Raw genomic sequence first — 23,825 nt, forward strand, 5'->3', positions numbered from 1 at the left:
CACGAAGGAGATTCGCGATGAGCGCCGCTCCGTCCTCGCTGCCCGCCGGTCATGCGGGCGAACTCGTCACCGTCGATCACGATGCGTATGGCGTGGCCGGTGCCGCGCGCGTCACGCTGAACCGGCCCGACGCGTTCAACGCATTGTCCGACGCGCTGCTCGGCGAGCTTCAGGCGGCGCTCGACGCGCTCGCCGTTGCGGATGCGCGGGTGGTCGTGATCGCCGCGGCGGGCCGCGCGTTCTGCGCAGGCCACGACCTGAAGGAGATGCGCGCGAACCCGTCGCGCGATTATTACGCACAACTGTTCGCGCGCTGCTCGAAGACGATGCTGACGATCCAGCGGATGCCGCAGCCGGTGATCGCGCGCGTGCACGGCGTCGCGACCGCCGCCGGCTGCCAGCTGGTCGCGATGTGCGATCTCGCGGTCGCGTCGGAGGCCGCGCGTTTCGCGGTGTCGGGCATCAACCTCGGGCTGTTCTGCTCGACGCCCGCGGTGCCGCTGACGCGCAGCCTGTCGCGCAAGGCCGCGTTCGAGATGCTGATGACCGGCGAGTTCATCGACGCGCAGACCGCGTTGCGCGAGGGGCTCGTGAATCGCGTGGTCGCGGAAGGCGAACTCGATGCGGCGGTCGCCGCGCTCGCCGCGACGATCTGCGCGAAGCCGCGCGACGCGGTGCGCGCGGGCAAGGGGCTTTTTTACCGGCAACTCGAAATGGGCATCGAGGCCGCGTATCAACTGGCCGGCCAGACGATGGCGTCCAACATGATCGCGGATTGCGCGCTCGACGGCGTGCAGGCGTTCATCGAGCGACGCGGCGCGAAGTAGGCGCGGTTCGCTCGCGCGCTGCGATCCTGATACGAAACCGCGTCGCGCGACGGCCGCTAATACGCAGCCGTTATGAAAATATCCGAATTGATTCTTAAAGGAAATTTATGCTGCTGCGGTAGAATGCGCGGTCATTTCCAGTCAGCAACGGCGGCCGTCTGCCGGCGTCCGGTTCGCAGCGGCGTCCGGCGCGGCACACCCGCCGTTTCGTTTTTTCCATGATCGAACTACGCAATGTGTCGCAACGCTTCGCCGGCCCACGAGGCTGGATCGAGGCGCTGCACAACGTCAATCTGACGATCCCGCCGGGCGAGGTGTTCGGCATCATCGGGCGCAGCGGCGCGGGCAAAAGCACGCTGGTGCGCACGGTGAACCTGCTGACGCGGCCGACCGAAGGCGACATCGTCGTCAACGGCCGCGCGCTCACCGCGCTCGCGCCGCGCGAACTGCGCGAGGCGCGCCGCGAGATCGGCATGATCTTTCAGCACTTCAACCTGCTGTCGTCGCGGACCGTATTCGAGAACGTCGCGCTGCCGCTCGAACTCGCCGGCATGAAGCGCGCGCAGATCGACGAAACGGTGCTGCCGCTGCTCGAACTCGTCGGCCTCACCGCGCAGAAGGACCGTTATCCGGCGCAGATCAGCGGCGGCCAGAAGCAGCGCGTCGGCATCGCGCGCGCGCTCGCGAGCAAGCCGAAGGTGCTGCTGTCCGACGAGGCGACCTCCGCGCTCGACCCCGAAACGACCCGCGCGATTCTCGACCTGCTGCGCAAGATCAATCGCGAACTCGGGCTGACGGTCGTGCTCATCACGCACCAGATGGAAGTCATCAAGCAGGTCTGCGACCGCGTCGCGGTGCTCGACGCGGGACGCGTGGTCGAAGAGGGGCGCGTGATCGACGTGTTCCTGCAGCCGCGCCACGAGGTGACGCGCGCGCTGCTCGGCGACGTGATCGCGCAGGAACTGCCGCCCGCGCTGAAGGCGCGCGTCGCCGAGCGGCTGAAGACCGGCAGCGGCCATCTGCTGCGGCTCGCGTTCTCCGGCACCGGCGTCGACCAGCCGGTGCTGTCCGAAACGATCCGCCGCTTCGAACTCGACTTCAACATCCTGCACGGCCGGATCGACGAGATCCAGGGGCAGGCGTTCGGCTCGCTCGCGGTGCTCGCGGGCGGCGATCCGGTGAAGGTCGCGCAGGCGATCACGTGGCTGCGCGAGCAGGGTGTCGTGGTGGAGGAGCTGTCGTATGTTGAGTGAAATGTTTTCGATGTTCGTGCAGTCGTTCTGGGAGACGCTCGTGATGGTCGGCATCTCCGGGCTCGTCGGCGCGGTGGTCGGACTGCCGCTCGGCGTGCTGCTGTATCTGACCGACCGCAACGGCGTGCTGCAGAACCTCGCGGTGAACCGCGTGATGGGCGTGATCGTGAACGCGGTGCGCTCGACGCCGTTCATCATCCTGCTCGTCGCGGTGATTCCGTTCACGCGGCTCGTCGTCGGCTCGTCGATCGGCACCGCCGCGGCGATCGTGCCGCTGACAATCTCGGCCGCGCCGTTCATCGCGCGGCTCGTCGAGACCGCGCTGCGCGAAGTCGATCGCGGGCTGATCGAGGCCGCGCAGGCGATGGGCGCGACCACGCGGCAGATCGTGTTCAAGGTGCTGCTGCCCGAGTCGCTGCCGGGCATCGTCGCGGGGCTGACGATCACGTTCGTGTCGCTGGTCGGCTATTCGGCGATGGCCGGCGCGATCGGCGGCGGCGGCCTCGGCGATCTCGGCATCCGCTACGGCTATCAGCGCTTCCTGCCGGAAGTGATGCTGACCGTCGTCGTGATCCTGATCGTGTTCGTGCAGCTCGTGCAGTCGTTCGGCGACTGGCTCGTGCGGCGGCTGGGCCACCGCTGATTTGCCGTTTAGCTGTTTCGCCGTTTCTCCGATAAAAGATCACACAGGGGTTTGGGTATGCAACGTCGTTTCATGTTCCGGCTGGCCGCCGCGTTCGGCGCGGCCGCCTTGTTTGCTTCGTCGGGCGCGCACGCGGACGACGCCATCAAGGTCGGCGTGACGTCCGGTCCGCACGCGGAGGTGATGGACGTCGTGAAGACCGTCGCCGCGAAGAACGGCCTGACGATCCGCGTCATCGAGTTCTCCGACTACGTGCAGCCGAACGCGGCACTTGCGGCCGGCGACCTCGACGCGAACAGCTACCAGCACGAGCCGTATCTGGACGCGCAGGTGAAGGACCGCGGCTACAAGCTGGTGAAGATCGCGAACACGGTCACGTTCCCGATGGGCATCTATTCGAAGAAGGTGAAGTCGCTGGCCGAACTGCCGGTTGGCGCGAAGATCGCGGTGCCGAACGATCCGACGAACGGCGGCCGCGCATTGCTGCTGCTGCAGAAGCAGGGGCTGCTGAAGCTGCGCGCGGACGCGGGCCTGAAGGCGACGCCGATCGACATCGTCGAGAATCCGCGCAAGCTGAAGATCGTCGAACTGGACGCCGCGCAGATTCCGCGCTCGCTCGGCGACGTCGACGCGGCGGCGATCAACACGAACTTCGCGATGGAAGCCGGGCTGAAGCCGAAGCAGGATGCGATCGCGATCGAAGACCCGAACGGGCCGTACGTGAACGTCATCGCGATTCGCGAAGCCGACCGGAACAAGCCGTGGGTCGCGAAGCTCGTCGCGGCGTATCACTCGCCGGAAGTGAAGCAGTACATCGACGGCAAGTACGGCGGCGCGGTGATCGCCGGCTGGTGACGACGCATGGCCGCAGCGTCGCCGGCAAGCGTCGGATTAGAACCATTGGTCGGAACCCGGGGTTGAATCCCGGGTTTTTTCCGACATAAAATCGCACGATCGTTCGCTGCCGTCGTGCAGGGCCTGCGCGGATAGGCGCCGGTGAAATTGCCCGGTGCGGGATGCGTCCCGCGGGGCTGTCGTTATAATGTCCGCCAGGTTGACGTATTCGTAACTTCGGAGCATGTGCATGAAAATCCTTGTGCCAGTGAAACGCGTGGTCGATTACAACGTGAAGGTCCGGGTGAAGTCGGACGGCACGGGCGTCGACATCGCGAACGTGAAGATGTCGATGAACCCGTTCGACGAGATCGCCGTCGAAGAAGCGGTCCGCCTGAAGGAAGCGGGCGTGGCCACCGAAGTGATCGCCGTGTCGGCCGGCGTGACGCAGGCGCAGGAAACGCTGCGCACCGCGCTCGCGATCGGCGCGGACCGCGCGATCCTGATCGAGTCGAACGAAGACCTGCAGCCGCTCGCGGTCGCGAAGCTGCTGAAGGCGCTGGTCGACAAGGAGCAGCCGCAGCTCGTGATCCTCGGCAAGCAGGCGATCGACGACGACTCGAACCAGACCGGCCAGATGCTCGCCGCGCTCGCGAATCTGCCGCAGGCGACGTTCGCGTCGAAGGTGACGGTGGCGGACGGCAAGGTGACGGTCGCGCGCGAAGTGGACGGCGGCGCGGAAACGCTGTCGCTGACGCTGCCCGCCGTGATCACGACCGACCTGCGCCTGAACGAGCCGCGCTACGTGACGCTGCCGAACATCATGAAGGCGAAGAAGAAGCCGCTCGAAACCGTGAAGCCGGAAGACCTCGGCGTGGACGTGAGCCCGCGCCTGAAGACGCTGAAGGTCGCGGAGCCGCCGAAGCGCAGCGCCGGCGTGAAGGTGCCGGACGTGAAGACGCTGGTGGAAAAGCTGAAGACCGAAGCCAAGGTGCTGTAAGGAGCGATTGGAAATGACGATTCTGGTAATTGCCGAACACGACAATGCTTCGGTGAAGGCTGCGACGCTGAACACGGTGGCGGCGGCGCAAAAGATCGGCGGCGACGTGCACGTGCTGATCGCGGGCCACAACGCGCAGGGCGCGGCGGACGCGGCCGCGAAGATCGCGGGCGTCGCGAAGGTGCTGCTCGCGGACGCGCCGCAACTCGAAGCGGGCCTGGCGGAAAACGTCGAGGCGACGGTTCTTTCCATCGCGAAGAATTACACGCACATCCTTGCGCCGGCGACCGCGTCGGGCAAGAACGTTGCGCCGCGCATCGCCGCGAAGCTCGACGTCGCGCAGATCAGCGACATCACCGCCGTGGACAGCGCCGATACGTTCGAGCGTCCGATCTACGCGGGCAACGCGATCGCGACGGTTCAGTCGAGCGATCCGGTCAAGGTCATCACGGTGCGCACGACCGGCTTCGATCCGGCGGCGGCCGAAGGCGGCAGCGCGGCGGTCGAGAAGATCGACGCCGCGGCGGACAGCGGCCTGTCGCAGTTCGTGAGCCGCGAGGTGACGAAGCTGGACCGTCCGGAACTGACGAGCGCGCAGATCATCGTGTCGGGTGGCCGCGGCCTCGGCAGCGGCGAGAACTACACGAAGGTGCTGGAGCCGCTCGCGGACAAGCTCGGCGCGGCGCTGGGCGCATCGCGCGCGGCGGTGGACGCGGGCTTCGTGCCGAACGACTACCAGGTCGGCCAGACCGGCAAGATCGTCGCGCCGCAACTGTATGTCGCGGTCGGGATCTCCGGCGCGATCCAGCATCTCGCGGGGATGAAGGACTCGAAGGTGATCGTCGCGATCAACAAGGACCCGGAAGCGCCGATCTTCAGCGTCGCCGATTACGGCCTCGTTGGCGATCTGTTCACCGTCGTTCCCGAACTGGTCAACGAACTCGGCTGAACGTCGGCATAAACTGACGCAACGCTGATTCGACAGCGTCTGGCGGCACATCAAGGGGCGCACGAGCGCCCCTTTTTTATTCATTGCACGCGGTAGAGGAGACTGACATGTATCACGCGCCGATCAGCGACATGCTGTTCGTGATGAAAGAGCTGGCGGGGCTCGACGAGGTTGCGGCATTGCCCGGCTACGAGGACGCGACGCCGGAAACCGCGCAGGCGGTGCTGGAGGAGGCATCGAAACTGTGCGGCGAGGTGCTCGCGCCGCTGAACGTCGAAGGCGATCGCAATCCGAGCCGTTGGGAGAACGGCAGCGTGTTCGCGACGCCGGGTTTCGCGGATGCGTTCCGCCAGTTCTCGGAGGGCGGCTGGCAGGGCGTTCAGCATCCGCCCGAATACGAGGGGCAGGGTCTGCCGAAGCTCGTCGCGACGCCGTGTGTCGAAATGCTGAATGCGGCGAATCTGTCGTTCGCGCTGTGCCCGCTGTTGACGGACGGCGCGATCGAGGCGCTGCTGACCGCCGGCAGCGAAGAGCAGAAGCAGCGTTACGTGCCGAAGCTGATCTCGGGCGAGTGGACCGGCACGATGAACCTGACCGAGCCGCAGGCCGGCTCCGATCTCGCGATGGTGCGCACGCGCGCGGAGCCGCAGGGCGACGGCACGTACCGGCTGTTCGGCACGAAGATCTTCATCACGTGGGGCGAGCACGACATGGCGAAGAACATCGTCCACCTCGTGCTCGCGCGCACGCCGAGCGCGCCCGAAGGCGTGAAGGGCATTTCGCTCTTCGTCGTGCCGAAGTTCGTCGTGAACGACGACGGCTCGCTCGGCGAACGCAACGACGTGCATTGCGTGTCGATCGAGCACAAGCTCGGCATCAAGGCGAGCCCGACCGCGGTGCTGCAGTTCGGCGACCACGGCGGCGCGATCGGCCACCTGATCGGCGACGAGAATCGCGGCCTCGAATACATGTTCATCATGATGAACGCGGCGCGTTTCGCGGTCGGCATGCAGGGCGTCGCGGTGTCGGACCGCGCTTATCAGAAGGCGGTCGCGTATGCGAAGGAGCGCGTGCAGAGCCGCCCGGTCGACGGGTCCACGAAGGAAGCGGCGACGATCATCCATCATCCGGACGTGCGCCGGATGCTGGCGACGATGCGCGCGCTGACCGAAGCGTCGCGCGCGCTCGCGTATGTCGCGGCCGCGCAGAGCGACATCGCGCACCGGCATCCGGACGAAGCGACGCGCGCGCGGCATCAGGCGCGTTACGAGTTTTTCGTGCCGGTCGTGAAGGGGTGGAGCACCGAACTGTCGATCGACGTCGCGAGCCTCGGCGTGCAGGTGCATGGCGGGATGGGTTTCATCGAGGAGACCGGCGCCGCGCAGTTCTATCGCGACGCGCGCATCCTGCCGATCTACGAAGGCACGACCGCGATCCAGGCGAACGACCTGATCGGCCGCAAGACGCTGCGCGACGGCGGCGCGGTCGCGAAGGCGCTGATCGGCGAGATCGGCGACACGATCGACGCGCTCGACGCGCATGACGGCGCGGCATTCGCGTCGATGCGCACGCATCTGGCGCGCGGTCGCGACGCGTTTGCTTCGGCCGTCGATTACGTGCTCGCGAATGCGAAGCGCGATCCGAACGCGGTGTTCGCGGGCAGCGTGCCGTATCTGAAGCTCGCCGGCATCGTGCTCGGCGGCTGGCAGATGGCGCGCGCGCTGCTCGCCGCGCAGCGGTTGAAGGCCGACGATCCGAAGTTCTACGGCGCGAAGATCGCGACCGCGCAGTTCTTCGCGGAGCACCTGCTGCCGCAGGCCGTCGCGTTCGAAGCGGCGATCGTCAGCGCGAACGGCAGCGAAGGCGTGCTGGCGTTGAGCGAGGATCAGTTCTGACGCGGTTGCGCGATACGCTGCAATGAAAAACGGCACCCGCGGGTGCCGTTTTCTTTGACTGCTGCGCCGCGGCCGCTTACGCGTAAGCCGGCTGATGCGCGCCGCCCGTTTCGCCGAGGTAGCGGTACACGGACAAGTCGTCCGCCTTGATCGCGGGCTTCTTGCCCGACATCAGATCCGCGAGCAGCTGGCCCGAGCCGCACGACATCGTCCAGCCGAGCGTGCCGTGGCCGGTGTTCAGGAACAGGTTCGCGAGCGGCGTGCGGCCGACGACCGGCGTGCCGTCCGGCGTCATCGGGCGCAGGCCGGTCCAGAACGTCGCCTGGGTCGTGTCGCCGCCGCCGGGGAACAGGTCGTGCACGCACATTTCGAGCGTTTCGCGGCGCGCGTCGCGCAGCGTCTTGTCGAAGCCGACGATCTCCGCCATCCCGCCGACGCGGATGCGCGAATCGAAACGCGTGATCGCGATCTTGTACGTCTCGTCGAGCACCGTCGACACCGGCGCGGCGTTCGCATCGACGATCGGCGCGGTGATCGAATAACCCTTCAGCGGATAGACCGGAATCTTCACGATGCCGGACAGCATCTGCGTCGAATACGAGCCGAGCGCGACGACGAACGCGTCCGCGCGCACCAGTTCGCCGCCGCACTGCACGCCCGCGACGCGGTCGCCGGCGACCGCGAGGCCGTCGATCGACATGCCGTAGCGGAACTGCACGCCGAGTTCGGCGGCGAGCGCCGCGAGGCGCGTCGTGAACAGCTGGCAGTCGCCGGTTTCGTCGCCGGGCAGGCGCAGGCCGCCGGTCAGCTTGTGCGACACCGCGCCGAGCGCCGGTTCCGCGCGCGACAGTTCGTTCGCGGTCAGCAGTTCGTACGGCACGTTCGCGTCCTTCAGCACCGCGATGTCCTTCGCCGCGCCGTCGAACTGCTGCTGCGTGCGGAACACCTGCAGCGTGCCGCCGGTGCGGCCTTCGTACTGGATGCCGGTGTCCGCGCGCAGCGCCTGCAGGCAGTCGCGGCTGTATTCGGCGAGCCGGACCATGCGGCCTTTGTTCTCCGCATAGCGTTCGGTCGTGCAGTTGCGCAGCATCTGCCACATCCATTGCAGCTGGAACGTGGTGCCGTCGAGCCGGATCGCGAGCGGCGCGTGCTTCTGGAACATCCACTTGACCGCCTTCAGCGGCACGCCCGGCGCGGCCCACGGCGCCGCGTAACCCGGCGAGATCTGGCCCGCGTTCGCGAAGCTGGTTTCGAGCGCCGGTCCGGTTTCGCGATCCACCACCGTGACTTCGTGGCCCGCGCGCGCCAGATAATAGGCGCTGGTCACGCCGACGACGCCACTGCCCAACACGACGATACGCATAGCTGCTCCCTGAAATTAAACGGTCGTCCGGCGTTGCGTCGCCGGGGCGCATGGTGTCCAGGCGAAAACCGCGTCATAGCGCGGCGGACCAGTAATTAGCGCTATGCTATTGGTGTCGGTTCAGGTTTTGTTATTGTTTTTCTCCGAAATTCAGCAAAAAATCATGCGAACACAACGGCAACCGGTCCGCTCGCTCGACCGTCTCGATCACCGCATCCTGAAGTTGCTGCAACAGGACGGCCGGATGGCGATGAAGGACCTCGCGGAACAGGTCGGGCTGTCGGTCACGCCGTGCATCGAGCGGGTGAAGCGGATGGAGCGCGACGGCGTGATCACCGGCTATTACGCGCGGGTGAACCCGGCGGTGCTGGGCGCCGCGCTGCTGGTGTTCGTCGAGATCACGCTCGATCACAAGAGCGGCAACATGTTCGACCAGTTCCGCCGCGAGGTGCAGAAGATTCCCGAGGTGCTCGAATGCCATCTGGTGTCCGGCGACTTCGACTATCTGATCAAGGCGCGCATCGGCGAGATGGCCGACTACCGGAAGCTGCTCGGCGACATCCTGCTGCAACTGCCGGGCGCGGTGCAGTCGAAGAGCTACGTGGTGATGGAGGAGATCAAGGAGACGCTGACCATCGCGGTCGGCGACTGAGCGCCCTGACCGCCGCGATGGCCATCGGCCGGACGCGCGTTCCGGCGCCGTTTTTCGCGCTCGACAACGCGGCCTGATACTGTATATTTGTACAGTATCAGGCCGCGTCGCTGTGACGCGGCTCAACGTTTTTTAAGCCGCTTGCCGTGAACGATCCGGACCACGATTCCGATGCCTGGTTTCCCGTCGCGCCACCCGCGCCGCGCAAGGGCCGCGGCGCGGTGACCAATTTGCAGGGCCGCTACGAAGTCGATCAGCGCGAGGCGTTCGACGACGGCTGGCGGCATGGGGAGCAGGACGACGACGCTCCCGCCTTGCGCACGCAGGTGTTCACCGAACACGCGAAGAGCATCCTGACGCGCAACCAGTCGCCGGACATTCCGTTCAGCGTGTCGCTGAATCCGTACCGCGGCTGCGAGCACGGCTGCATCTATTGCTTCGCGCGGCCGACGCACAGCTACCTGGGCCTGTCTCCGGGGCTCGATTTCGAGAGCCGGATCTACGCGAAGATCAACGCGCCGGAACTGCTCGCGCGCGAACTGTCGAAGCCGTCCTACGAACCGGAGCCGATTGCGCTCGGCGTGAACACCGACGCGTGGCAGCCGGCCGAGCGCGACCTGCGGATCACGCGGCGCGTGATCGAGGTGCTGCACGAGCGCAACCATCCGTTTGCGGCGATCACGAAGTCGTCGCTGATCGAGCGCGAACTGGACCTGCTGGCGCCGATGGCCGGGCGTCAGCAGTTCGTTGCGGCGATCACGATCACGACGCTCGACGCGGACATCGCGCGCACGCTGGAGCCGCGCGCGGCGACGCCGTCGCGCCGGCTCCGGACGATCCGCACGCTGGCCGACGCGGGCGTGCCGGTCGGCGTCAGCATCGCGCCGGTGATTCCGTTCGTCACCGAACCGGACATCGAGCGGGTGCTGGAAGCGTGCGCGCAGGCTGGCGCGACGAGCGCGAGTTATATCGTGTTGCGGCTGCCGTGGGAGGTCGCGCCGCTGTTCCGCGACTGGCTGACCGCGCATTTCCCGGATCGCGCAGAGCGGGTGATGAGCCGCGTGCGCGACATGCGCGGCGGCAAGGACTACGATTCGTCGTTCGCGCAGCGGATGAAGGGAACCGGCCTGTGGGCCGACCTGCTGAAGCAGCGTTTCCACAACGCGGTGCGGCGGCTCGGGCTGAACGAGCGGCGTCACGGCATCCTGGACATGTCGCAGTTCAGCCGGGGCAAGCCGGCGAAGGCGCCGCCGCAGAATCCGCAGATGGATCTGTTCTAGCTGCTGGCGATGGTGGTCGCCGCGAGGAAGTTCTTTGCCGCGACCTGCGCCGAGCGAGGCGCGCCCGGCCATTCCGCGCAGCACGCGCCGAGCGCCGTCCTGAAAGGCGGCCCGGGAACCGCGATCGCCCGGTACTGTAGTTTTCCCGTTAAGTGTTTGTTATGGCTTTGGTTTCGGGCTATAATCGCACGTTTCAGTGTTTCCGAACCCCGGTTTTCAAGGATTCTAGTATGGTCATCATCCGTCTGGCACGCGGCGGCTCGAAGAAGCGCCCGTTCTACAACATCGTCGCAACCGATTCGCGTAACCGTCGCGACGGCCGTTTCATCGAACGCGTCGGCTTCTACAACCCGGTCGCCACCAAGGGTGAAACGCTGCGCATCGCGCAGGATCGCGTCACCTATTGGCAAGGCGTTGGCGCGCAACTGTCGCCGGCTGTCGAGCGCCTCGTGAAGGAAGCGCAAAAGGCAACCGTCGCCCAGCCGGCTGCGTAAGGCTGCTGAACAAGTCATCTGGGTTTGTCTGTGGTTTTCCCATCGTGCGCCTGTATCGACGGTGCCGATGTTTTGAGCGGGTTGTGAGGTTCGGCGATGTCCGCAAGTGATACCGACAAGACGGGTGACGGATCGTCCGCCCGCCCGGCGTCCGGCGGCGACGCGGAGCGCCGCCCGCAGCGGGCGCGGCCGACGTTCGGCGCGTTCGCGCAGAAGCCCGGCCGCGGCCAGACGCCGAAAGGCGCGGTCGAACCGGTCGAAGGCCTGCGCGGCGAGTCCGATGCAAGCTGGCCCACCGACGCGATCGAAGTCGGCGCGGTGATCGATGCCTACGGCCTGAAGGGCTGGGTGAAGGTCGCGGCGCACGCTCAGGGCTCGCTCGGCGACAACGCGCTGCTGTCCGCGAAACGCTGGTGGCTCGCGAAAGACCGCGAGCGGCAGTCCGCGCCGCGCGTTGCCGCGAAGGTCCACGGCGATACGATCGTCGGCCAGCTCGGCGGCGTCGCCGACCGCGATGCGGCGCTGCTGCTGCGCGGCTGGCGCGTGTACGTAAGCCGCGACGAATTCCCCGCGCTCGAAGCCGACGAATTTTACTGGGTCGATCTGCTCGGCCTTGATGTCGTGAACGAAGCGGGCGTCGAACTCGGCAAGGTCGCCGACCTGCTCGACAACGGCGCGCATTCGGTGCTGCGCATCGAGTATCCGTCGACGGGCAAGGACGGCAAGCCGGTCACCGGCGAGCGGCTGATTCCGTTCGTCGGCGCATACGTTAAGACGGTGGATCAGGCGGCGAAGCGCATCGTCGTCGATTGGGACGCCGATTACTGAACCTGATTCGCTGAACGGAGAGAGCGATGCAGTTCGATGTCGTCACGCTCTTTCCCGAGATGTTCCGCGCGCTGACCGACTGGGGCATCACGAGCCGGGCGGCGAAGCAGCAGCGTTATGAGTTGCGCACGTGGAATCCGCGCGATTTCACGACCGACAACTACCGGACGATCGACGATCGGCCGTACGGCGGCGGCCCCGGCATGGTGATGCTGGCGCGGCCGCTCGAAGACGCGATCGGCGCGGCGAAGGCCGCGCAGGCGCAACTGGGCGTCGAGCGCCCGCGCGTGCTGCTGATGTCGCCGCAGGGCGCGCGCCTCACGCACGAACGGGTGATGCAGTTCGCGCAGGAACCGGGCCTCGTGCTGCTGTGCGGTCGCTACGAGGCGATCGACCAGCGTCTCGTCGACCGTTGCGTGGACGAGGAAGTCAGCCTCGGCGACTTCGTGCTGTCCGGCGGCGAGTTGCCGGCGATGGCGCTGATGGACGCGGTGGTGCGCCAGTTGCCCGGCGTGCTGAACGACGCGCAGTCGGCGGTGCAGGACAGTTTCGTCGACGGCCTGCTCGACTGTCCGCACTACACGCGCCCTGAGGAATACGAAGGGACGCGCGTGCCGGACGTGCTGATCGGCGGCCATCATGCGGAAATCGAGTTGTGGCGCCGCCGCGAGGCGCTGCGCAACACGTTTCACAAACGGCCCGACCTGATCGGACAGGCCAGAAAGAACGGAAAGTTGAGTCGTGCCGACGAGGCATGGCTCGCGAGTCTCGCGAAAGGAGCCGACGGAGCGTAATGCTTCGCCGGGCCGTGAACGGGACGCAAGGGCGGCGCCGCTTCATGCGTGAACGGCGCCAGATGTGAACCCATCCTCTATCGGGGCCGTAGTTGCCAGGATTCCTGCCGGAGTCCGGCACAGGTACGAACGCCGACAAGATGGCTCAAGGAGTCAGTCATGAATCTGATTGCAAAACTCGAGCAGGAAGAAATCCAGCGCGTGCTCGGCGAAAAGACCATCCCCGAATTCGCCCCGGGCGATACGGTGATCGTCAACGTGAACGTGGTTGAAGGCACCCGCAAGCGCGTTCAGGCGTACGAAGGCGTCGTGATCGCGAAGCGCAACCGCGGTCTGAACTCGTCGTTCATCGTTCGCAAGATCTCGTCGGGCGAAGGCGTCGAGCGTACGTTCCAGACGTACTCGCCGCTGCTGGCCAGCATCGTGGTGAAGCGTCGCGGCGACGTGCGTCGCGCGAAGCTGTACTACCTGCGCAACCTGTCGGGCAAGAAGGCTCGTATCAAGGAAAAGCTGGTGTCGAAAGACCGCGCAGCGGCTCCGGTCGAGCAGGCGTAAAAGCTGTAAGAAAAAAGCACCCTCCGGGGTGCTTTTTTCTTTTTGCACTCACAATAACGACGAAACAGGGGACCATCGAGCCGACCGGCCGCAAGACGCCGGCAACCGCGCGTGAGGTCTGCTTCGCACGCATCGACGTGCGCGTCATTTGAGAGATCCGTTGATCCGTCCCGTCTTCGAACCCGAAAGCCTGCCCGTCGAATCCACGGGCGCCGATCTGCCGCCGGTCGTACCCGAGCGGCTGACTCCCGACGGTCTGCGTGCGCGCTTCGAACTGCGCTTGCCGTGGGACCCCGAGCCGCAGGAAGCGCGCGTGACGAGCATCCGCGACCCGCGCGAGGCGGCGGTGCTGATACCGCTCGCGATTCGTCCGTCCGGCCTGAACGTACTGCTCACGCAGCGCGCCGACAATCTCAGCAATCATGCGGGGCAGATCAGCTTCCCCGGCGGCAGCCGCGAGCCCGAGGACGCGAGTCCGGTCGCGGCCGCGCTGCGCGAGGCGCACGAAGAGGTAAATCTGGACCCGTCGCGCGTCGAGGTGCTCGGCGCGTTGCCCGACTATCTGACCGGCACCGGTTTTCGCGTGACGCCGGTTGTCGGCCTCGTGCACGAGCCGTTTTCGGTCGTTGCCGATTCGCTGGAAGTCGCGGAAATCTTCGAAGTGCCGCTGAATTTCCTGATGAACCCCGCGCACCACGAGGTGCGCCTGTTGAGATGGGAAGGCGGCGAGCGCCGTTTCTTCGCGATGCCGTATCCTCCGACCGGTGACGGCGGCGTCGGCGTCCATCATTTCATCTGGGGCGCGACGGCCGGGATGCTGCGCAACTTCTACCGTTTCCTGCGCGCATGAGCGGCGCGGGCGATGGAGGGTCGCGCGGCGGGCGCGCGCACTGTTGTGCGTTTGCGTCCGTGCGTTCAGGCACATCTGACCCTGTGATATCGTTGCGAAACAATTTTCTCAACCTGAATTTCCAAACCTGAATTGCACGGCGCGTCGCATGACCTTCTTCTCCGTATTGCTGGCTCTCGTGATCGAACAGGTGCGTGCGCTGTCGCCGAACAATCCGGTGATGGCGCTGCTGCGCCTGCATGCGGAATGGGCCGCGCATGGCTTCGATGCGGGCAAGCAGAAGCACGGCGTGCTCGCGTGGCTCGTCGTCGTGCTGCCGTGGACCGCGGCGGTCGCGCTCGTCTATTACGTGCTGTACCACATCAGCTTCGTGCTCGCGTTCCTGTGGAACGTGGTGATCGTCTATTTCACGCTCGGCTTCCGGCAGTTCAGCCACTATTTCACCGACATCCACCTCGCACTGAACAACGACGACGTGCCGCGCGCGCGTGAAATCCTGCAGGAGTGGACCGGCATCGAGGCGGTCGACATGCCGGTCAGCGAGATCGTCCGCCATACGCTGATTCACGCGGTGGTCGCGTCGCACCGGCACGTGTTCGGCGTGTTCTTCTGGTTCCTCGTGCCGATCGGGCCGGCGGGCGCCGTGCTGTACCGGATCGCGGAGTTCCTCGCGCGCGAATGGTCGCGCCCGGCCGACGAGCGCACCGAGGTTTTCTCTGACTTCGCGCAGTACGTGTTCTTCGTGATCGACTGGATTCCGGCGCGCCTCACGTCGCTCGGCTTCGCGATCGTCGGCAACTTCGAGGACGCGATCTATGCATGGCGCAACCACGCGAACCAGTGGCCGGACACGAACGAAGGCGTGCTGCTCGCGGCCGGCAGCGGGGCGCTCGGCGCGCGGCTGTCGGGGCCGCTCGCGGAGCCGTCGAGCCTCGACGTGCTGACGCCGGGCGAGGGCGGCCCGGTGACGGTCGGCGACGATTGCACGCCGCGCACGCTGCAATCGGCGGTCGGCCTCGTGTGGCGCGCGGTGATCCTGTGGATGATCCTGCTGCTGATGCTGACGATCGCGCTCTGGGTCTGATTCCCGATCCGCCTGCGACGTAAAAACGGCCCGCGCATCCCGCGCGGGCCGTTTCGTTTTGGGCAGGGCGATCGGCGCCGGAGCCGGCCGTTATCGGAATTCAGCGGCGAGGGCCGTTTGCCAGAACGGTTCCGTTGTGCCCCCCGGCGCCCCGGACCGGCGACGCGGGCCGCGCGCAAGCCGAAAAGCATCGGCCGGCATCACACGTCGCGGTCGTCCCGCGCGTTGCCGCACTGCCAGCAGACGGTGAACTGCGCTTCGAGCGTCTCGCCGCAATGCTGGCAATGCCATGGCTGCGCGCCGGGCGGCGGCCCGTTCGACGCATCCGCGAGCAGCCGCCGCGCGAGCTTCTCGTCGCGTTCGTCGACGAGCCACAGTTCCGGCGCGCATTGCTCCGCCGGAATCTCGCCGAGCGCGCCGCTCAGATAGCGGTTGTGCAACTCGCACGGCACGCCGGCCGTCGCGAGAATGTTCAGCCAGTGCTGCGCGACGATCACGTTCGGTGCGCGTGTGAGCCTGAGCATGGCGGCGAGCGGTCAGCGCACGACCTGGCTGATCTCGTGCACGAGCTGCGCATACAGCGCGTGCCGCTCGCGCGCGATGCGCCCGTCCTCGACCGCTTCGAGAATCGCGCAGCCCGGTTCGTGCAGATGGTGGCAGTTGTAGAACCGGCAGTGCGCGAGCAGCGGCCGGAACTCCGGAAACGCGCGTTCGAGCGTGCCTTCGGTCAGGTGGTACAGCCCGAATTCCTGGAAACCGGGCGAGTCGATCAGCGAGCCGCCGCCCGGCAGCGCGTAGAGGCGCGTGAACGTCGTCGTGTGGCGGCCGCTGTTCAGCGCGGTCGAAATCTCGCGCGTCGCCACTTCCGCATCCGGAATCAGCAGGTTCACGAGCGTCGATTTGCCCATCCCGGACTGGCCGAGCAGCAGCGTCGAATGACCGTGCAGGTGGCCGGCGAGCGCGTCGCGCGCGGCTTCCGGCTGCGTGCGGATTGACACCTCGACGACCGGATAACCGAGTTCGCGATAACGCGCGAGCCGCTCGCGCGCAAGCGGCAGCGCCGCCGCGACGTCGGTTTTGTTCAGCAGGATCAGCGGTTTCAGGTCGTTCGCGTCGGCTGCGACGAGCGCGCGGCCGAGCAGGTCTTCGCTGAAGTGCGGCTCGGTCGCGAGCACGATCAGCAGTTGATCGAGGTTCGCCGCGAAGAGCTTCGACTTGTACTGGTCCGAGCGGTACAGCAGGTTGCGCCGCTCGCTTATCTCGACGATCACGCCCTGGTCGGCGGACGTCGGCTCGTACGTCACGTGGTCGCCGACCGCGACCTCGCTCTTCTTGCCGCGCGGGAAGCATTGCAGCGGCGCGCCGCCGCCGTCCGGCGCGACGACATAGTGGCGGCCGTGCGCGGCGATCACGGTGCCGCGCGTCGGCGTACCCTCTGCGGCGGGAGCGGCGGCTTTCGGTGCGCGCCGGCTCATGCGTGTTGCAGCAGGCGGTCGATCCGCTGCGACGCGGGCGGATGCGAGTAGTAGAACGCGGTGTAGAGCGGGTCGGGCGTCAGCGTTGACGCGTTGTCCTCGTACAGCTTCACGAGCGCGTTGATGAGGTTCTGCGCGTCGGTCTGCGTCGCGGCGAACGCGTCGGCCTCGAACTCGTGCTTGCGCGAGCTGAGGCTGCCGAGCGGCGTCACGAAGAACAGGAAGACGGGCGCCGCGAGGAAGAACAGCACCAGCGCGAGCCCTTCGTTGCCGCCGAGCAGCGACGGCCGCACGCCGAGCCCTTCGTAGAACCACACGCGCTGCGACAGCCAGCCGAGCACCGCAAGCAGCGCGAGGCTGATCGCGAACGACACGGCCATCCGCTTGAGCACGTGACGGCGCTTGAAGTGGCCGAGTTCGTGCGCGAGCACCGCTTCGATCTCGCTGCCGGACAGCCGCGCGAGCAGCGTGTCGAAGAACACGATCCGCTTTGCCGCGCCGAAGCCGGTGAAGTACGCGTTGCCGTGCGCGGAGCGGCGGCTGCCGTCCATCACGAACAGGCCCTTCGCCGCGAAGCCGCAGCGCTTCATCAGCGCCTCGATGCGCGCGCGCAGCGCGTCGTCCTTCAGCGGCTCGAACTTGTTGAAGAGCGGCGCGATGAAGCTCGGATACAGCACCAGCACGAGCATCTGGAACACGACCCAGACGGCCCACGTCCACAGCCACCACAGGCTGCCGGCCTGCTTCATCAGCCACAGCACGACGAACAGCAGCGGCACGCCGAACGCCGCGCCGATCACGACGCCCTTGATGCGGTCCGCGAAGAAGATGCCCTTCGTCATCCGGTTGAAGCCGAAGCGTGCCTCGACGACGAACTGCCGGTAGTAGTCGAGCGGCAGTTCGATCGCGCCGGTGATCGCGATCACCGCGCCGATCAGCGCGATCTGGCCGACGTAGCCGCGCCCGAGCGCGTCGGAAATGCCGAGGTCGAGCGCCTGCACGCCGCCGAGCAGTGTCAGCGCGATCAGCACGACCGCGCCGAGCACGACTTCGATCATCGTGAGCCGCGTGCGCGCGACCGTGTAGTCGGCCGCGCGCTGATGCGCGGTCAGCGGGATCGTCGAGGAGAACTGTGGCGGCACCGCGTCGCGATGCGCGGCGACGAAGCGGATCTGGCGTGACGCGAGCCACAGCCTGGTCGCGACCATCGCGACCACCGCGATCACGAAGAGGGCGCTGAAGTAAAGGGTAGGCATCCGGGGAGTCCGTGGTATCTATGCGACAATTATATGTTCTTGCCGGCCGGGGCTGCTGCGCGTCGTCGCGCGGTCCGCGAGCCGATTCGTACCGACTCCGGGGCTTCCCTCATGACTGACACCAACGCGATCGAACCCGTCGACCCGCTGCCGCCGCTCGCGCGCAGCGACATGAACCTGATCTGGCTCGACATGGAAATGACGGGGCTCGACCCGGACCACGACCGTATCATCGAAATCGCGGTCGTCGTCACGAATTCGACGCTCGACAAGATGGTCGAAGGCCCGGTGCTCGCGATTCATCAGAGCGAAGCGGAACTCGACCGGATGGACGAGTGGAACCGCAACACGCACGGCCGTTCGGGGCTGACCGGGCGGGTGCGCGCGTCGACGGTGGACGAGGCGGAGGCGACCCGGCTGATCGTCGAATTCCTCGGCCAGTACGTGCCGCCGGGCAAGTCGCCGATGTGCGGCAACTCGATCTGCCAGGACCGCCGCTTCATGGCGCGCTGGATGCCGACGCTCGAACGCTTCTTCCATTACCGCAACCTGGACGTCAGCACGCTGAAGGAACTGTGCCGCCGCTGGCAGCCGGCGATCTACAAGGGGTTCCAGAAGCGCGCGATGCATACCGCGCTTGCGGACATCCACGAATCGATCGACGAGCTGAAGTATTACCGCGAACACTTCCTGATTCCGGCGTCGCCGGATGCGGCTCCCGTCGCCTGATTCACGGCCTGCGTGCGCATCGGTCGGCTTGCGCCGCGCAAAGCCCGCCGGTGCCGCCGCGCTCACCACGCCCCCTGGGCGCCGCAACAGTCCGAAGCAGCACCCGACCCGCGCCGCCGCGAACCGGTAACGCCCGTTATCCGCGCGGCGCGCGTTGCGCGCTCTTCGGCCTGAATGCCGCGACGACGGCCGGATCGGTCTCGATATACGGCCCGCCGATCAGGTCGATGCAATACGGCACCGCCGCGAAAATCCCCGGCACCTTCACCACGCCGCTGTCGTCGCGCAGCCCTTCGAGCGTCTCGCGGATCGACTTCGGCTGGCCGGGCAGGTTGATGATCAGCGCCGCGTGATCGTCCGTTTCGCGGATCACCGCGACCTGCCGCGACAGGATCGCGGTCGGCACGAAATTCAGGCTGATCTGCCGCATCTGCTCGCCGAAACCCGGCATTTCCTTCGTCGCGACCGCGAGCGTCGCCTCCGGCGTCACGTCGCGCCGCGCGGGGCCGGTGCCGCCGGTCGTCAGCACGAGGTCGCAGCCGAGGCCGTCCACCAGCGCGGTCAGCGTCGCGGAGATCGTCGCCGCGTCGTCGTGGATCAGCCGCGTCTGTGCGCGCCACGGCGACTTCAGCGCCGCGCCGAGCCATTCGGTCAGCGCCGGAATTCCCTTGTCCTCGTAGACGCCGGCCGTCGCGCGGTCGCTGACCGACACGAGGCCGATCACCAGTTCGTCCGGATGGCTGCGTTCAGGCTTCGTCATCGTCGTTGTCCTGATGGCCGGGTTGTCCGTCGCCGTCGTCTTCGTCGTCGGAACCGCTCGTGGTCTTGATCCACTGGAACAGTTCGCGGAAGTAGCGCGGCGGCTTGCCCTGCTGCGCCTCGCGGCGCGCGTTGCGGATCAGCGTGCGGCCTTCCTGCGGGTCCGCGGCCGGATGCACGCGGATGAACTCGGTCAGCGCCGCGTCGTCGGCGAGCAGCTGTTCGCGCGTGCGCTCGATCCAGTGCAGCCGGGCGGTCGCCGCGCGGTTCACGCCGCGATACGCTTCGAGTGCGGTGCGCAGCAGGGCGGTTTCGTCGTCGCGCAGCGAGCGCATCACGCGGCCGACGTATTGCAACTGGCGGCGCTTGCCTTCGTGGTCGGTGATCCGGCGCGCCTCGTGGACCGCGTCCGCGAGGTGTTCGGGCATCGGCATGCGCTTGAGCGCGTCCTTCGGCAGTTCGACGAGGGCCACGCCGAGTTCCTGGAGCGCGTGCATTTCGCGCTTCAGCTGCGATTTGCTCGGGCGGTCGTAGCCGTTGTCGTCGGGCTCGGCGGCCGCGTCGTGCATGGGTTGAATGCGGGTTTTGCGTGTCATGGCGCGTATTGTATCGCGCGTGCGGCGGCGTACCGCCGCAGCGCGGGCGTCGTCGCCGACGCGAAAACGCGCGCGCCGCGCATCGGGGAAACGCGTGGCGGTGCGTGTGCGCAGTCCTTGCTATGATCGCGGGATGCGCGGACGACGCGCATCGAGCATCGACCACCAGCGGGCCGCATCGGCCCCGAACCCGGACCGTAACGACAATGGCAGCAGACCTCGAAGCCCGGCAGCGATTTTTTCCGCATACGCAGGACGAACTGAAGGAGATCGCGTCGGACATCCTCCGTCACGCGAAGACGCTCGGCGCGACCGATGCGGCGACCGAAATCTCCGAAGGCGACGGCCTGTCGGTGTCGGTGCGCCGCGGCGAAGTCGAGACGATCGAGCATAACCGCGACAAGATGGTCGGCGTGACCGTCTACCTCGGCAACAAGCGCGGCAACGCGAGCACGTCGGACTTCTCGCCGCAGGCGCTGAAGGACACGGTCGCGGCCGCGTACAACATCGCGCGCTTCACCGCGGACGACGACTGCGCGGGCCTCGCGGACCGCGACCTGCTGGAAACCGCGCCGCGCGACCTCGACCTGTATCACCCGTGGTCGCTGTCCGCCGACGAGGCCGTCGAGATCGCGCGCCGCGCGGAAGACGCCGCGTTCGCGACCGACCCGCGCGTGCGCAATTCGGAAGGCGCGAGCGTATCCGCGCAGCATTCGCAGTTCGTGCTCGGCACGACGAGCGGCTTCCTGCACGGCTACCCGTATTCGCGCCACTACATCTCGTGCGCGCCGATCGCCGGCGAGGGCCGCAACATGCAGCGCGACGACTGGTACACGTCGCGCCGCAGCGCGAGCGAACTGGCCGCGCCTGAGGCGGTCGGCCGTTACGCGGCGGAACGCGCGCTCGCGCGGCTCGGCGCGCGCGGGCTCGACACGCGCAAGGTGCCGGTGCTGTTCGAGGCGCCGATCGCGGCGGGCCTGCTCGGCGCGTTCGTGCAGGCGACGAGCGGCGGCGCGCTGTACCGCAAGACCTCGTTCCTCGTCGACAGCCTCGGCAAGCCGGTGTTCGCGCCGCACATCCAGATCGTCGAGGACCCGCACGTGCCGCGCGCGGCCGGCAGCGCGCCGTTCGACGAGGAGGGCGTGCGCACGCGCCATCGCGACGTCGTGAAGGACGGCGTCGTGCAGGGTTATTTCCTGTCGAGTTATTCGGCGCGCAAGCTCGGCATGCAGACGACCGGCAACGCCGGCGGCTCGCACAACCTCGCGCTGCAAAGCTCGCTGACGCAGCCGGACGACGACTTCGAGGCGATGCTGAAGAAACTCGGCACCGGCCTGTTGCTGACCGAACTGATGGGGCAGGGCGTGAACTTCGTGACCGGCGACTATTCGCGCGGCGCGTCGGGCTTCTGGGTCGAGAACGGCGTGATCCAGTATCCGGTCGAGGAGATCACCGTCGCGTCGACGTTGCAGGAGATGTTCCGCCACATCGTCGCGGTCGGCGCGGATACGCTGGCGCGCGGCACGCGGCAGACCGGCTCGGTGCTGATCGAGCGGATGACGGTCGCCGGGCAGTAAGCCGGGCGGTTGCGGCGCGGCGTCGATCGATGCCGCGCCCGCGCCTTGAAACGAAAACGGTACGCGCTGCGCGTACCGTTTTTTTTTGCCAGGCGATGCGAAGCTTCAGCCGCGGATGACGCGGACCGTCAGTCGCGCCGCTCGTAGGTGACGAACGCGAAATCGAAGTCGTTCGGCGGATTCGCGTGCAGCGTGTCGCGCGCCGTCTCGCGCCAGTGCGCGGGATCGGGGGCGGGGAACGTCGCGTCGCCGTCGAAGTCGGCGGCGATCTCGGTGACGATCAGCTTGTGCGCCTTCTCGATGCCTTCGACGTACAGTTGCGCGCCGCCGATCAGGAATGCCTCCGGCGCGTGGTCCTGCGCGGCGAGCGCGAGCGCCTCGTCGAGGCTCGTCGCCGTGTCGCAGCCCGGAAAGCGTTTCGACGCGTCGCGCGTGACGACGATGTTGCGCCGGCCCGGCAGCACGCGGCCGATCGATTCGTGCGTCTTGCGGCCCATCACGATCGGCGCGCCCATCGTCGTGCGCTTGAAGAACGCGAGGTCTTCGGGCAGCCGCCAGGGCAGTTGGTTGTCGCGGCCGATCACGCCATTGCGCGCGCGGGCGACGATCAGCGTGAGCGTCGTCATCGAACAGGTCGGGTGGAGTCTGGAGCGCACCGATTCTACCCGACGCGGGCGGCCACGGCCGTCCGCGCTAACCCGCGCCGACGTCCTGACGATCCTCCGCGCCGCTCACTCGTGAGCTTCCGCATCGGCATCGAACGTCGTCTTTTCGTCGCGCAGCCCGTGCGAGCCCATCAGCCGGTACAGCGTCACGCGCGAGATGCCGAGTTCGGCCGCCGCCTCTGCGAGCCGGTGCCGGTGCCGCAGCAGCGCCGCTTCGATCGCGCGCCGCTCGGCCGCCTCGCGCGCCTGCGCGAGCGTCAGCGTCTCGCTGCCGGCGAACTGCGCGAGGTCGAGGTCTTCCGCCGAGATCAGCTTGCTTTCGGCCATCACGATCGCGCGGCGCACGCGGTTGATCAACTCGCGCACGTTGCCGGGCCAGTTGTAGTTGTACATCGCCTCGATCGCGCACGGCGTGAAGCCGCGGATCCGGCGCGCGCTGTCCATCTTGAACTTGCGCAGGATGTGGTGCGCGAGGATCTCGATGTCCTTGCCGCGCGCGCGCAGCGGCGGCTCGTCCACGCGCAGCACGCACAGCCGGTGATACAGGTCCTGCCGGAAGCGCCCTTCGCGCATCGCGGTTTCGAGATCGACGTGGGTCGCGGAGATGATCCGCACGTCCACCTGAATCTGCTCGTGGCCGCCGAGCCGCTCGATCTTGCCTTCCTGAAGGAAGCGCAGCAGGCTCGCCTGGCTCTCCAGCGGCAGGTCGCCGATTTCGTCGAGGAACAGCGTGCCGCCGTCGGCCGACTCGACGCGGCCGACCTTGCGCTGGTTCGCGCCGGTGAACGCGCCGCGCTCGTAGCCGAACAGTTCGGATTGCAGCAGATGATGCGGGATCGCGCCGCAGTTGATCGGCACGAACGGCGCCTTGCGGCGCGCGGAGCGCTCGTGGATCGCGAGCGCGGTCAGCTCCTTGCCGGTGCCCGACTCGCCGGAGATGAACACGGTCGCGTCGGTGTTCGCGACCTTGCGGATCGTGCGGAACAGTTGCTGCATCGCGTCGCAGGTGCCGACCATCTCGTCGTCGTCCGGCGTAGCAGTGGCGGCCGGCGGCGCGTCCAGGTCGCACAGCGCGACCATCCCGAGCGCGTGGTTCACGAGGTAGTCGAGCGTCGCGTGCGCGACCGGCAGCTGCACGTAGTCGAAGCAGTAATGGCGGATCAGCCGGCGCACGCCCGGATCGGCGAGGCGGTTTTCGTCGGTCAGCACGATCCAGCCGACCTGCTGAAGCCGCAGGCTCGTTTCGAGGCTCCCCAGTTCGCGCTGCCCGAAGCCGGTCAGGTCGACGACGCCCGCGCACGCGAGGTCGGGTTTCAACTGCTTCGTCGCCTCGTATGGCGTGCGCGCCGTCACCAGATCCCAGCCGCGGCTCTTCAGGTACGCGACGAGCGCCATGTCCGGCGCGCGCGCGACGTACAGCAGCGGGCGCTCGGTGGCGGGTTCGGACTGCGGAGCGCGCAGCGTGTC

At 67.2% G+C, this 23,825-nt stretch carries 25 protein-coding genes; 17 read left to right on the forward strand and 8 right to left on the reverse strand.

Annotation, left to right across the window (positions count from 1 at the left end; translation table 11 throughout):
* Nucleotides 1-17: 17 nt before the first annotated feature.
* From BLV92_RS05825 to BLV92_RS05860, 7 genes are all read left to right on the forward strand, one after another.
* On the forward strand, nucleotides 18-827 hold the full coding sequence (locus BLV92_RS05825; protein ID WP_090543075.1) for an enoyl-CoA hydratase: 810 nt from the start codon (nucleotides 18-20) through the stop codon (nucleotides 825-827).
* A 218-nt stretch (nucleotides 828-1,045) separates the two neighbouring features.
* A complete protein-coding gene (locus tag BLV92_RS05830) occupies nucleotides 1,046-2,080 on the forward strand; it encodes a methionine ABC transporter ATP-binding protein (RefSeq protein ID WP_090543078.1) in 1,035 nt (344 codons plus the stop codon).
* Entirely contained in the window at nucleotides 2,070-2,723 is a 654-nt protein-coding gene (locus BLV92_RS05835; RefSeq protein ID WP_090543079.1) for a methionine ABC transporter permease, read from the forward strand. Before BLV92_RS05830 ends, BLV92_RS05835 begins: the two co-directional genes overlap by 11 nt.
* A gap of 57 nt (nucleotides 2,724-2,780) precedes the next feature.
* Nucleotides 2,781-3,578 (forward strand): MetQ/NlpA family ABC transporter substrate-binding protein, encoded by a 798-nt coding sequence (locus BLV92_RS05840; protein WP_090543081.1) that lies wholly within the window; start codon nucleotides 2,781-2,783, stop codon nucleotides 3,576-3,578.
* 229 nt (nucleotides 3,579-3,807) lie between these two features.
* Nucleotides 3,808-4,557, forward strand: coding sequence for an electron transfer flavoprotein subunit beta/FixA family protein (locus BLV92_RS05850; protein ID WP_090543085.1), 750 nt, complete (start codon nucleotides 3,808-3,810; stop codon nucleotides 4,555-4,557).
* Between the two features lie 13 nt (nucleotides 4,558-4,570).
* Nucleotides 4,571-5,506, forward strand: a complete 936-nt coding sequence (locus tag BLV92_RS05855) for an electron transfer flavoprotein subunit alpha/FixB family protein (RefSeq protein WP_090543087.1) — start codon at nucleotides 4,571-4,573, stop codon at nucleotides 5,504-5,506.
* Nucleotides 5,507-5,613: 107 nt separating this feature from the next.
* Nucleotides 5,614-7,401, forward strand: coding sequence for an acyl-CoA dehydrogenase (locus tag BLV92_RS05860; RefSeq protein WP_090543089.1), 1,788 nt, complete (start codon nucleotides 5,614-5,616; stop codon nucleotides 7,399-7,401).
* A 76-nt stretch (nucleotides 7,402-7,477) separates the two neighbouring features.
* On the opposite strand, the gene BLV92_RS05865 is transcribed toward BLV92_RS05860, so the two are convergent.
* Nucleotides 7,478-8,764 (reverse strand): D-amino acid dehydrogenase, encoded by a 1,287-nt coding sequence (locus BLV92_RS05865; protein ID WP_090543090.1) that lies wholly within the window; start codon nucleotides 8,762-8,764, stop codon nucleotides 7,478-7,480.
* 163 nt (nucleotides 8,765-8,927) lie between these two features.
* Between BLV92_RS05865 and BLV92_RS05870 the strand changes: the two genes are divergently transcribed.
* The 8 genes from BLV92_RS05870 to BLV92_RS05905 all read left to right on the forward strand — a co-directional run bounded on the left by BLV92_RS05870 (nucleotide 8,928) and on the right by BLV92_RS05905 (nucleotide 15,301).
* Entirely contained in the window at nucleotides 8,928-9,416 is a 489-nt protein-coding gene (locus tag BLV92_RS05870) for an Lrp/AsnC ligand binding domain-containing protein (RefSeq protein ID WP_090543092.1), read from the forward strand.
* 146 nt (nucleotides 9,417-9,562) lie between these two features.
* Nucleotides 9,563-10,696, forward strand: coding sequence for a PA0069 family radical SAM protein (locus BLV92_RS05875; RefSeq protein WP_090543094.1), 1,134 nt, complete (start codon nucleotides 9,563-9,565; stop codon nucleotides 10,694-10,696).
* A 230-nt stretch (nucleotides 10,697-10,926) separates the two neighbouring features.
* Nucleotides 10,927-11,190, forward strand: a complete 264-nt coding sequence (gene rpsP, locus BLV92_RS05880; protein WP_090543096.1) for a 30S ribosomal protein S16 — start codon at nucleotides 10,927-10,929, stop codon at nucleotides 11,188-11,190.
* 96 nt (nucleotides 11,191-11,286) lie between these two features.
* Entirely contained in the window at nucleotides 11,287-12,018 is a 732-nt protein-coding gene (gene rimM / locus BLV92_RS05885; protein WP_090543098.1) for a ribosome maturation factor RimM, read from the forward strand.
* Nucleotides 12,019-12,044: 26 nt separating this feature from the next.
* Nucleotides 12,045-12,812, forward strand: coding sequence for a tRNA (guanosine(37)-N1)-methyltransferase TrmD (gene trmD / locus BLV92_RS05890; RefSeq protein WP_090543100.1), 768 nt, complete (start codon nucleotides 12,045-12,047; stop codon nucleotides 12,810-12,812).
* A 159-nt stretch (nucleotides 12,813-12,971) separates the two neighbouring features.
* On the forward strand, nucleotides 12,972-13,367 hold the full coding sequence (gene rplS / locus BLV92_RS05895; protein WP_090543102.1) for a 50S ribosomal protein L19: 396 nt from the start codon (nucleotides 12,972-12,974) through the stop codon (nucleotides 13,365-13,367).
* Nucleotides 13,368-13,527: 160 nt separating this feature from the next.
* The gene (locus BLV92_RS05900) at nucleotides 13,528-14,217 is read left to right on the forward strand and encodes a CoA pyrophosphatase (RefSeq protein ID WP_090543104.1); all 690 of its coding nucleotides are present in this window, start codon (nucleotides 13,528-13,530) and stop codon (nucleotides 14,215-14,217) included.
* 148 nt (nucleotides 14,218-14,365) lie between these two features.
* Complete coding sequence (locus tag BLV92_RS05905) at nucleotides 14,366-15,301, forward strand: CobD/CbiB family protein (protein WP_090543106.1); 936 nt, start codon at nucleotides 14,366-14,368, stop codon at nucleotides 15,299-15,301.
* 200 nt (nucleotides 15,302-15,501) lie between these two features.
* On the opposite strand, the gene BLV92_RS05910 is transcribed toward BLV92_RS05905, so the two are convergent.
* The 3 genes from BLV92_RS05910 to BLV92_RS05920 are packed head-to-tail and all read right to left on the reverse strand — an operon-like array spanning nucleotide 15,502 to nucleotide 18,032.
* Nucleotides 15,502-15,825 (reverse strand): putative signal transducing protein, encoded by a 324-nt coding sequence (locus BLV92_RS05910; RefSeq protein WP_090543109.1) that lies wholly within the window; start codon nucleotides 15,823-15,825, stop codon nucleotides 15,502-15,504.
* A 12-nt stretch (nucleotides 15,826-15,837) separates the two neighbouring features.
* Nucleotides 15,838-16,776, reverse strand: a complete 939-nt coding sequence (gene rsgA, locus BLV92_RS05915; RefSeq protein WP_090543111.1) for a ribosome small subunit-dependent GTPase A — start codon at nucleotides 16,774-16,776, stop codon at nucleotides 15,838-15,840.
* A complete protein-coding gene (locus BLV92_RS05920) occupies nucleotides 16,773-18,032 on the reverse strand; it encodes a M48 family metallopeptidase (RefSeq protein WP_090543113.1) in 1,260 nt (419 codons plus the stop codon). Before BLV92_RS05920 ends, rsgA begins: the two co-directional genes overlap by 4 nt.
* Before the next feature lie 111 nt (nucleotides 18,033-18,143).
* Here BLV92_RS05920 and orn point away from each other — a divergent pair, with 111 nt between their 5' ends.
* Complete coding sequence (orn, locus tag BLV92_RS05925) at nucleotides 18,144-18,761, forward strand: oligoribonuclease (RefSeq protein WP_090543115.1); 618 nt, start codon at nucleotides 18,144-18,146, stop codon at nucleotides 18,759-18,761.
* A gap of 136 nt (nucleotides 18,762-18,897) precedes the next feature.
* On the opposite strand, the gene mog is transcribed toward orn, so the two are convergent.
* Both mog and yjgA read right to left on the reverse strand, forming a co-directional pair.
* Nucleotides 18,898-19,521, reverse strand: coding sequence for a molybdopterin adenylyltransferase (mog, locus tag BLV92_RS05930; protein ID WP_090543117.1), 624 nt, complete (start codon nucleotides 19,519-19,521; stop codon nucleotides 18,898-18,900).
* Entirely contained in the window at nucleotides 19,508-20,116 is a 609-nt protein-coding gene (gene yjgA, locus BLV92_RS05935) for a ribosome biogenesis factor YjgA (RefSeq protein WP_280141359.1), read from the reverse strand. The genes mog and yjgA overlap by 14 nt, the downstream gene beginning before the upstream one ends.
* Before the next feature lie 206 nt (nucleotides 20,117-20,322).
* Here yjgA and pmbA point away from each other — a divergent pair, with 206 nt between their 5' ends.
* Nucleotides 20,323-21,693, forward strand: a complete 1,371-nt coding sequence (gene pmbA / locus BLV92_RS05940) for a metalloprotease PmbA (RefSeq protein ID WP_090543122.1) — start codon at nucleotides 20,323-20,325, stop codon at nucleotides 21,691-21,693.
* Nucleotides 21,694-21,821: 128 nt separating this feature from the next.
* Here pmbA and BLV92_RS05945 read toward each other — a convergent pair whose 3' ends face one another.
* Both BLV92_RS05945 and BLV92_RS05950 read right to left on the reverse strand, forming a co-directional pair.
* Nucleotides 21,822-22,319 (reverse strand): dihydrofolate reductase, encoded by a 498-nt coding sequence (locus BLV92_RS05945; protein WP_090543124.1) that lies wholly within the window; start codon nucleotides 22,317-22,319, stop codon nucleotides 21,822-21,824.
* A 105-nt stretch (nucleotides 22,320-22,424) separates the two neighbouring features.
* On the reverse strand, nucleotides 22,425-23,819 hold the full coding sequence (locus BLV92_RS05950; RefSeq protein WP_373681838.1) for a sigma-54 dependent transcriptional regulator: 1,395 nt from the start codon (nucleotides 23,817-23,819) through the stop codon (nucleotides 22,425-22,427).
* Nucleotides 23,820-23,825 lie beyond the last annotated feature (6 nt).

The organism is Paraburkholderia caballeronis, assembly GCF_900104845.1.
GTDB classification, from domain to species: domain Bacteria; phylum Pseudomonadota; class Gammaproteobacteria; order Burkholderiales; family Burkholderiaceae; genus Paraburkholderia; species Paraburkholderia caballeronis.

What these genes read in the sequence shown, in the direction of transcription:
- BLV92_RS05905 (WP_090543106.1), top strand. Translation starts at nt 14,366, where the DNA reads ATGACCTTCTTCTCCGTATTGCTGGCTCTCGTGATCGAACAGGTGCGT.
- mog (WP_090543117.1), bottom strand. Translation starts at nt 19,521, where the DNA reads ATGACGAAGCCTGAACGCAGCCATCCGGACGAACTGGTGATCGGCCTC.
- BLV92_RS05945 (WP_090543124.1), bottom strand. Translation starts at nt 22,319, where the DNA reads ATGACGACGCTCACGCTGATCGTCGCCCGCGCGCGCAATGGCGTGATC.
- BLV92_RS05825 (WP_090543075.1), top strand. Translation starts at nt 18, where the DNA reads ATGAGCGCCGCTCCGTCCTCGCTGCCCGCCGGTCATGCGGGCGAACTC.
- rplS (WP_090543102.1), top strand. Translation starts at nt 12,972, where the DNA reads ATGAATCTGATTGCAAAACTCGAGCAGGAAGAAATCCAGCGCGTGCTC.
- BLV92_RS05860 (WP_090543089.1), top strand. Translation starts at nt 5,614, where the DNA reads ATGTATCACGCGCCGATCAGCGACATGCTGTTCGTGATGAAAGAGCTG.
- orn (WP_090543115.1), top strand. Translation starts at nt 18,144, where the DNA reads ATGACTGACACCAACGCGATCGAACCCGTCGACCCGCTGCCGCCGCTC.
- trmD (WP_090543100.1), top strand. Translation starts at nt 12,045, where the DNA reads ATGCAGTTCGATGTCGTCACGCTCTTTCCCGAGATGTTCCGCGCGCTG.
- BLV92_RS05855 (WP_090543087.1), top strand. Translation starts at nt 4,571, where the DNA reads ATGACGATTCTGGTAATTGCCGAACACGACAATGCTTCGGTGAAGGCT.
- BLV92_RS05830 (WP_090543078.1), top strand. Translation starts at nt 1,046, where the DNA reads ATGATCGAACTACGCAATGTGTCGCAACGCTTCGCCGGCCCACGAGGC.
- BLV92_RS05920 (WP_090543113.1), bottom strand. Translation starts at nt 18,032, where the DNA reads ATGCCTACCCTTTACTTCAGCGCCCTCTTCGTGATCGCGGTGGTCGCG.
- BLV92_RS05835 (WP_090543079.1), top strand. Translation starts at nt 2,070, where the DNA reads ATGTTGAGTGAAATGTTTTCGATGTTCGTGCAGTCGTTCTGGGAGACG.
- pmbA (WP_090543122.1), top strand. Translation starts at nt 20,323, where the DNA reads ATGGCAGCAGACCTCGAAGCCCGGCAGCGATTTTTTCCGCATACGCAG.
- rimM (WP_090543098.1), top strand. Translation starts at nt 11,287, where the DNA reads ATGTCCGCAAGTGATACCGACAAGACGGGTGACGGATCGTCCGCCCGC.
- BLV92_RS05910 (WP_090543109.1), bottom strand. Translation starts at nt 15,825, where the DNA reads ATGCTCAGGCTCACACGCGCACCGAACGTGATCGTCGCGCAGCACTGG.
- rsgA (WP_090543111.1), bottom strand. Translation starts at nt 16,776, where the DNA reads ATGAGCCGGCGCGCACCGAAAGCCGCCGCTCCCGCCGCAGAGGGTACG.
- BLV92_RS05840 (WP_090543081.1), top strand. Translation starts at nt 2,781, where the DNA reads ATGCAACGTCGTTTCATGTTCCGGCTGGCCGCCGCGTTCGGCGCGGCC.
- BLV92_RS05870 (WP_090543092.1), top strand. Translation starts at nt 8,928, where the DNA reads ATGCGAACACAACGGCAACCGGTCCGCTCGCTCGACCGTCTCGATCAC.
- BLV92_RS05865 (WP_090543090.1), bottom strand. Translation starts at nt 8,764, where the DNA reads ATGCGTATCGTCGTGTTGGGCAGTGGCGTCGTCGGCGTGACCAGCGCC.
- BLV92_RS05850 (WP_090543085.1), top strand. Translation starts at nt 3,808, where the DNA reads ATGAAAATCCTTGTGCCAGTGAAACGCGTGGTCGATTACAACGTGAAG.
- yjgA (WP_280141359.1), bottom strand. Translation starts at nt 20,116, where the DNA reads ATGACACGCAAAACCCGCATTCAACCCATGCACGACGCGGCCGCCGAG.
- rpsP (WP_090543096.1), top strand. Translation starts at nt 10,927, where the DNA reads ATGGTCATCATCCGTCTGGCACGCGGCGGCTCGAAGAAGCGCCCGTTC.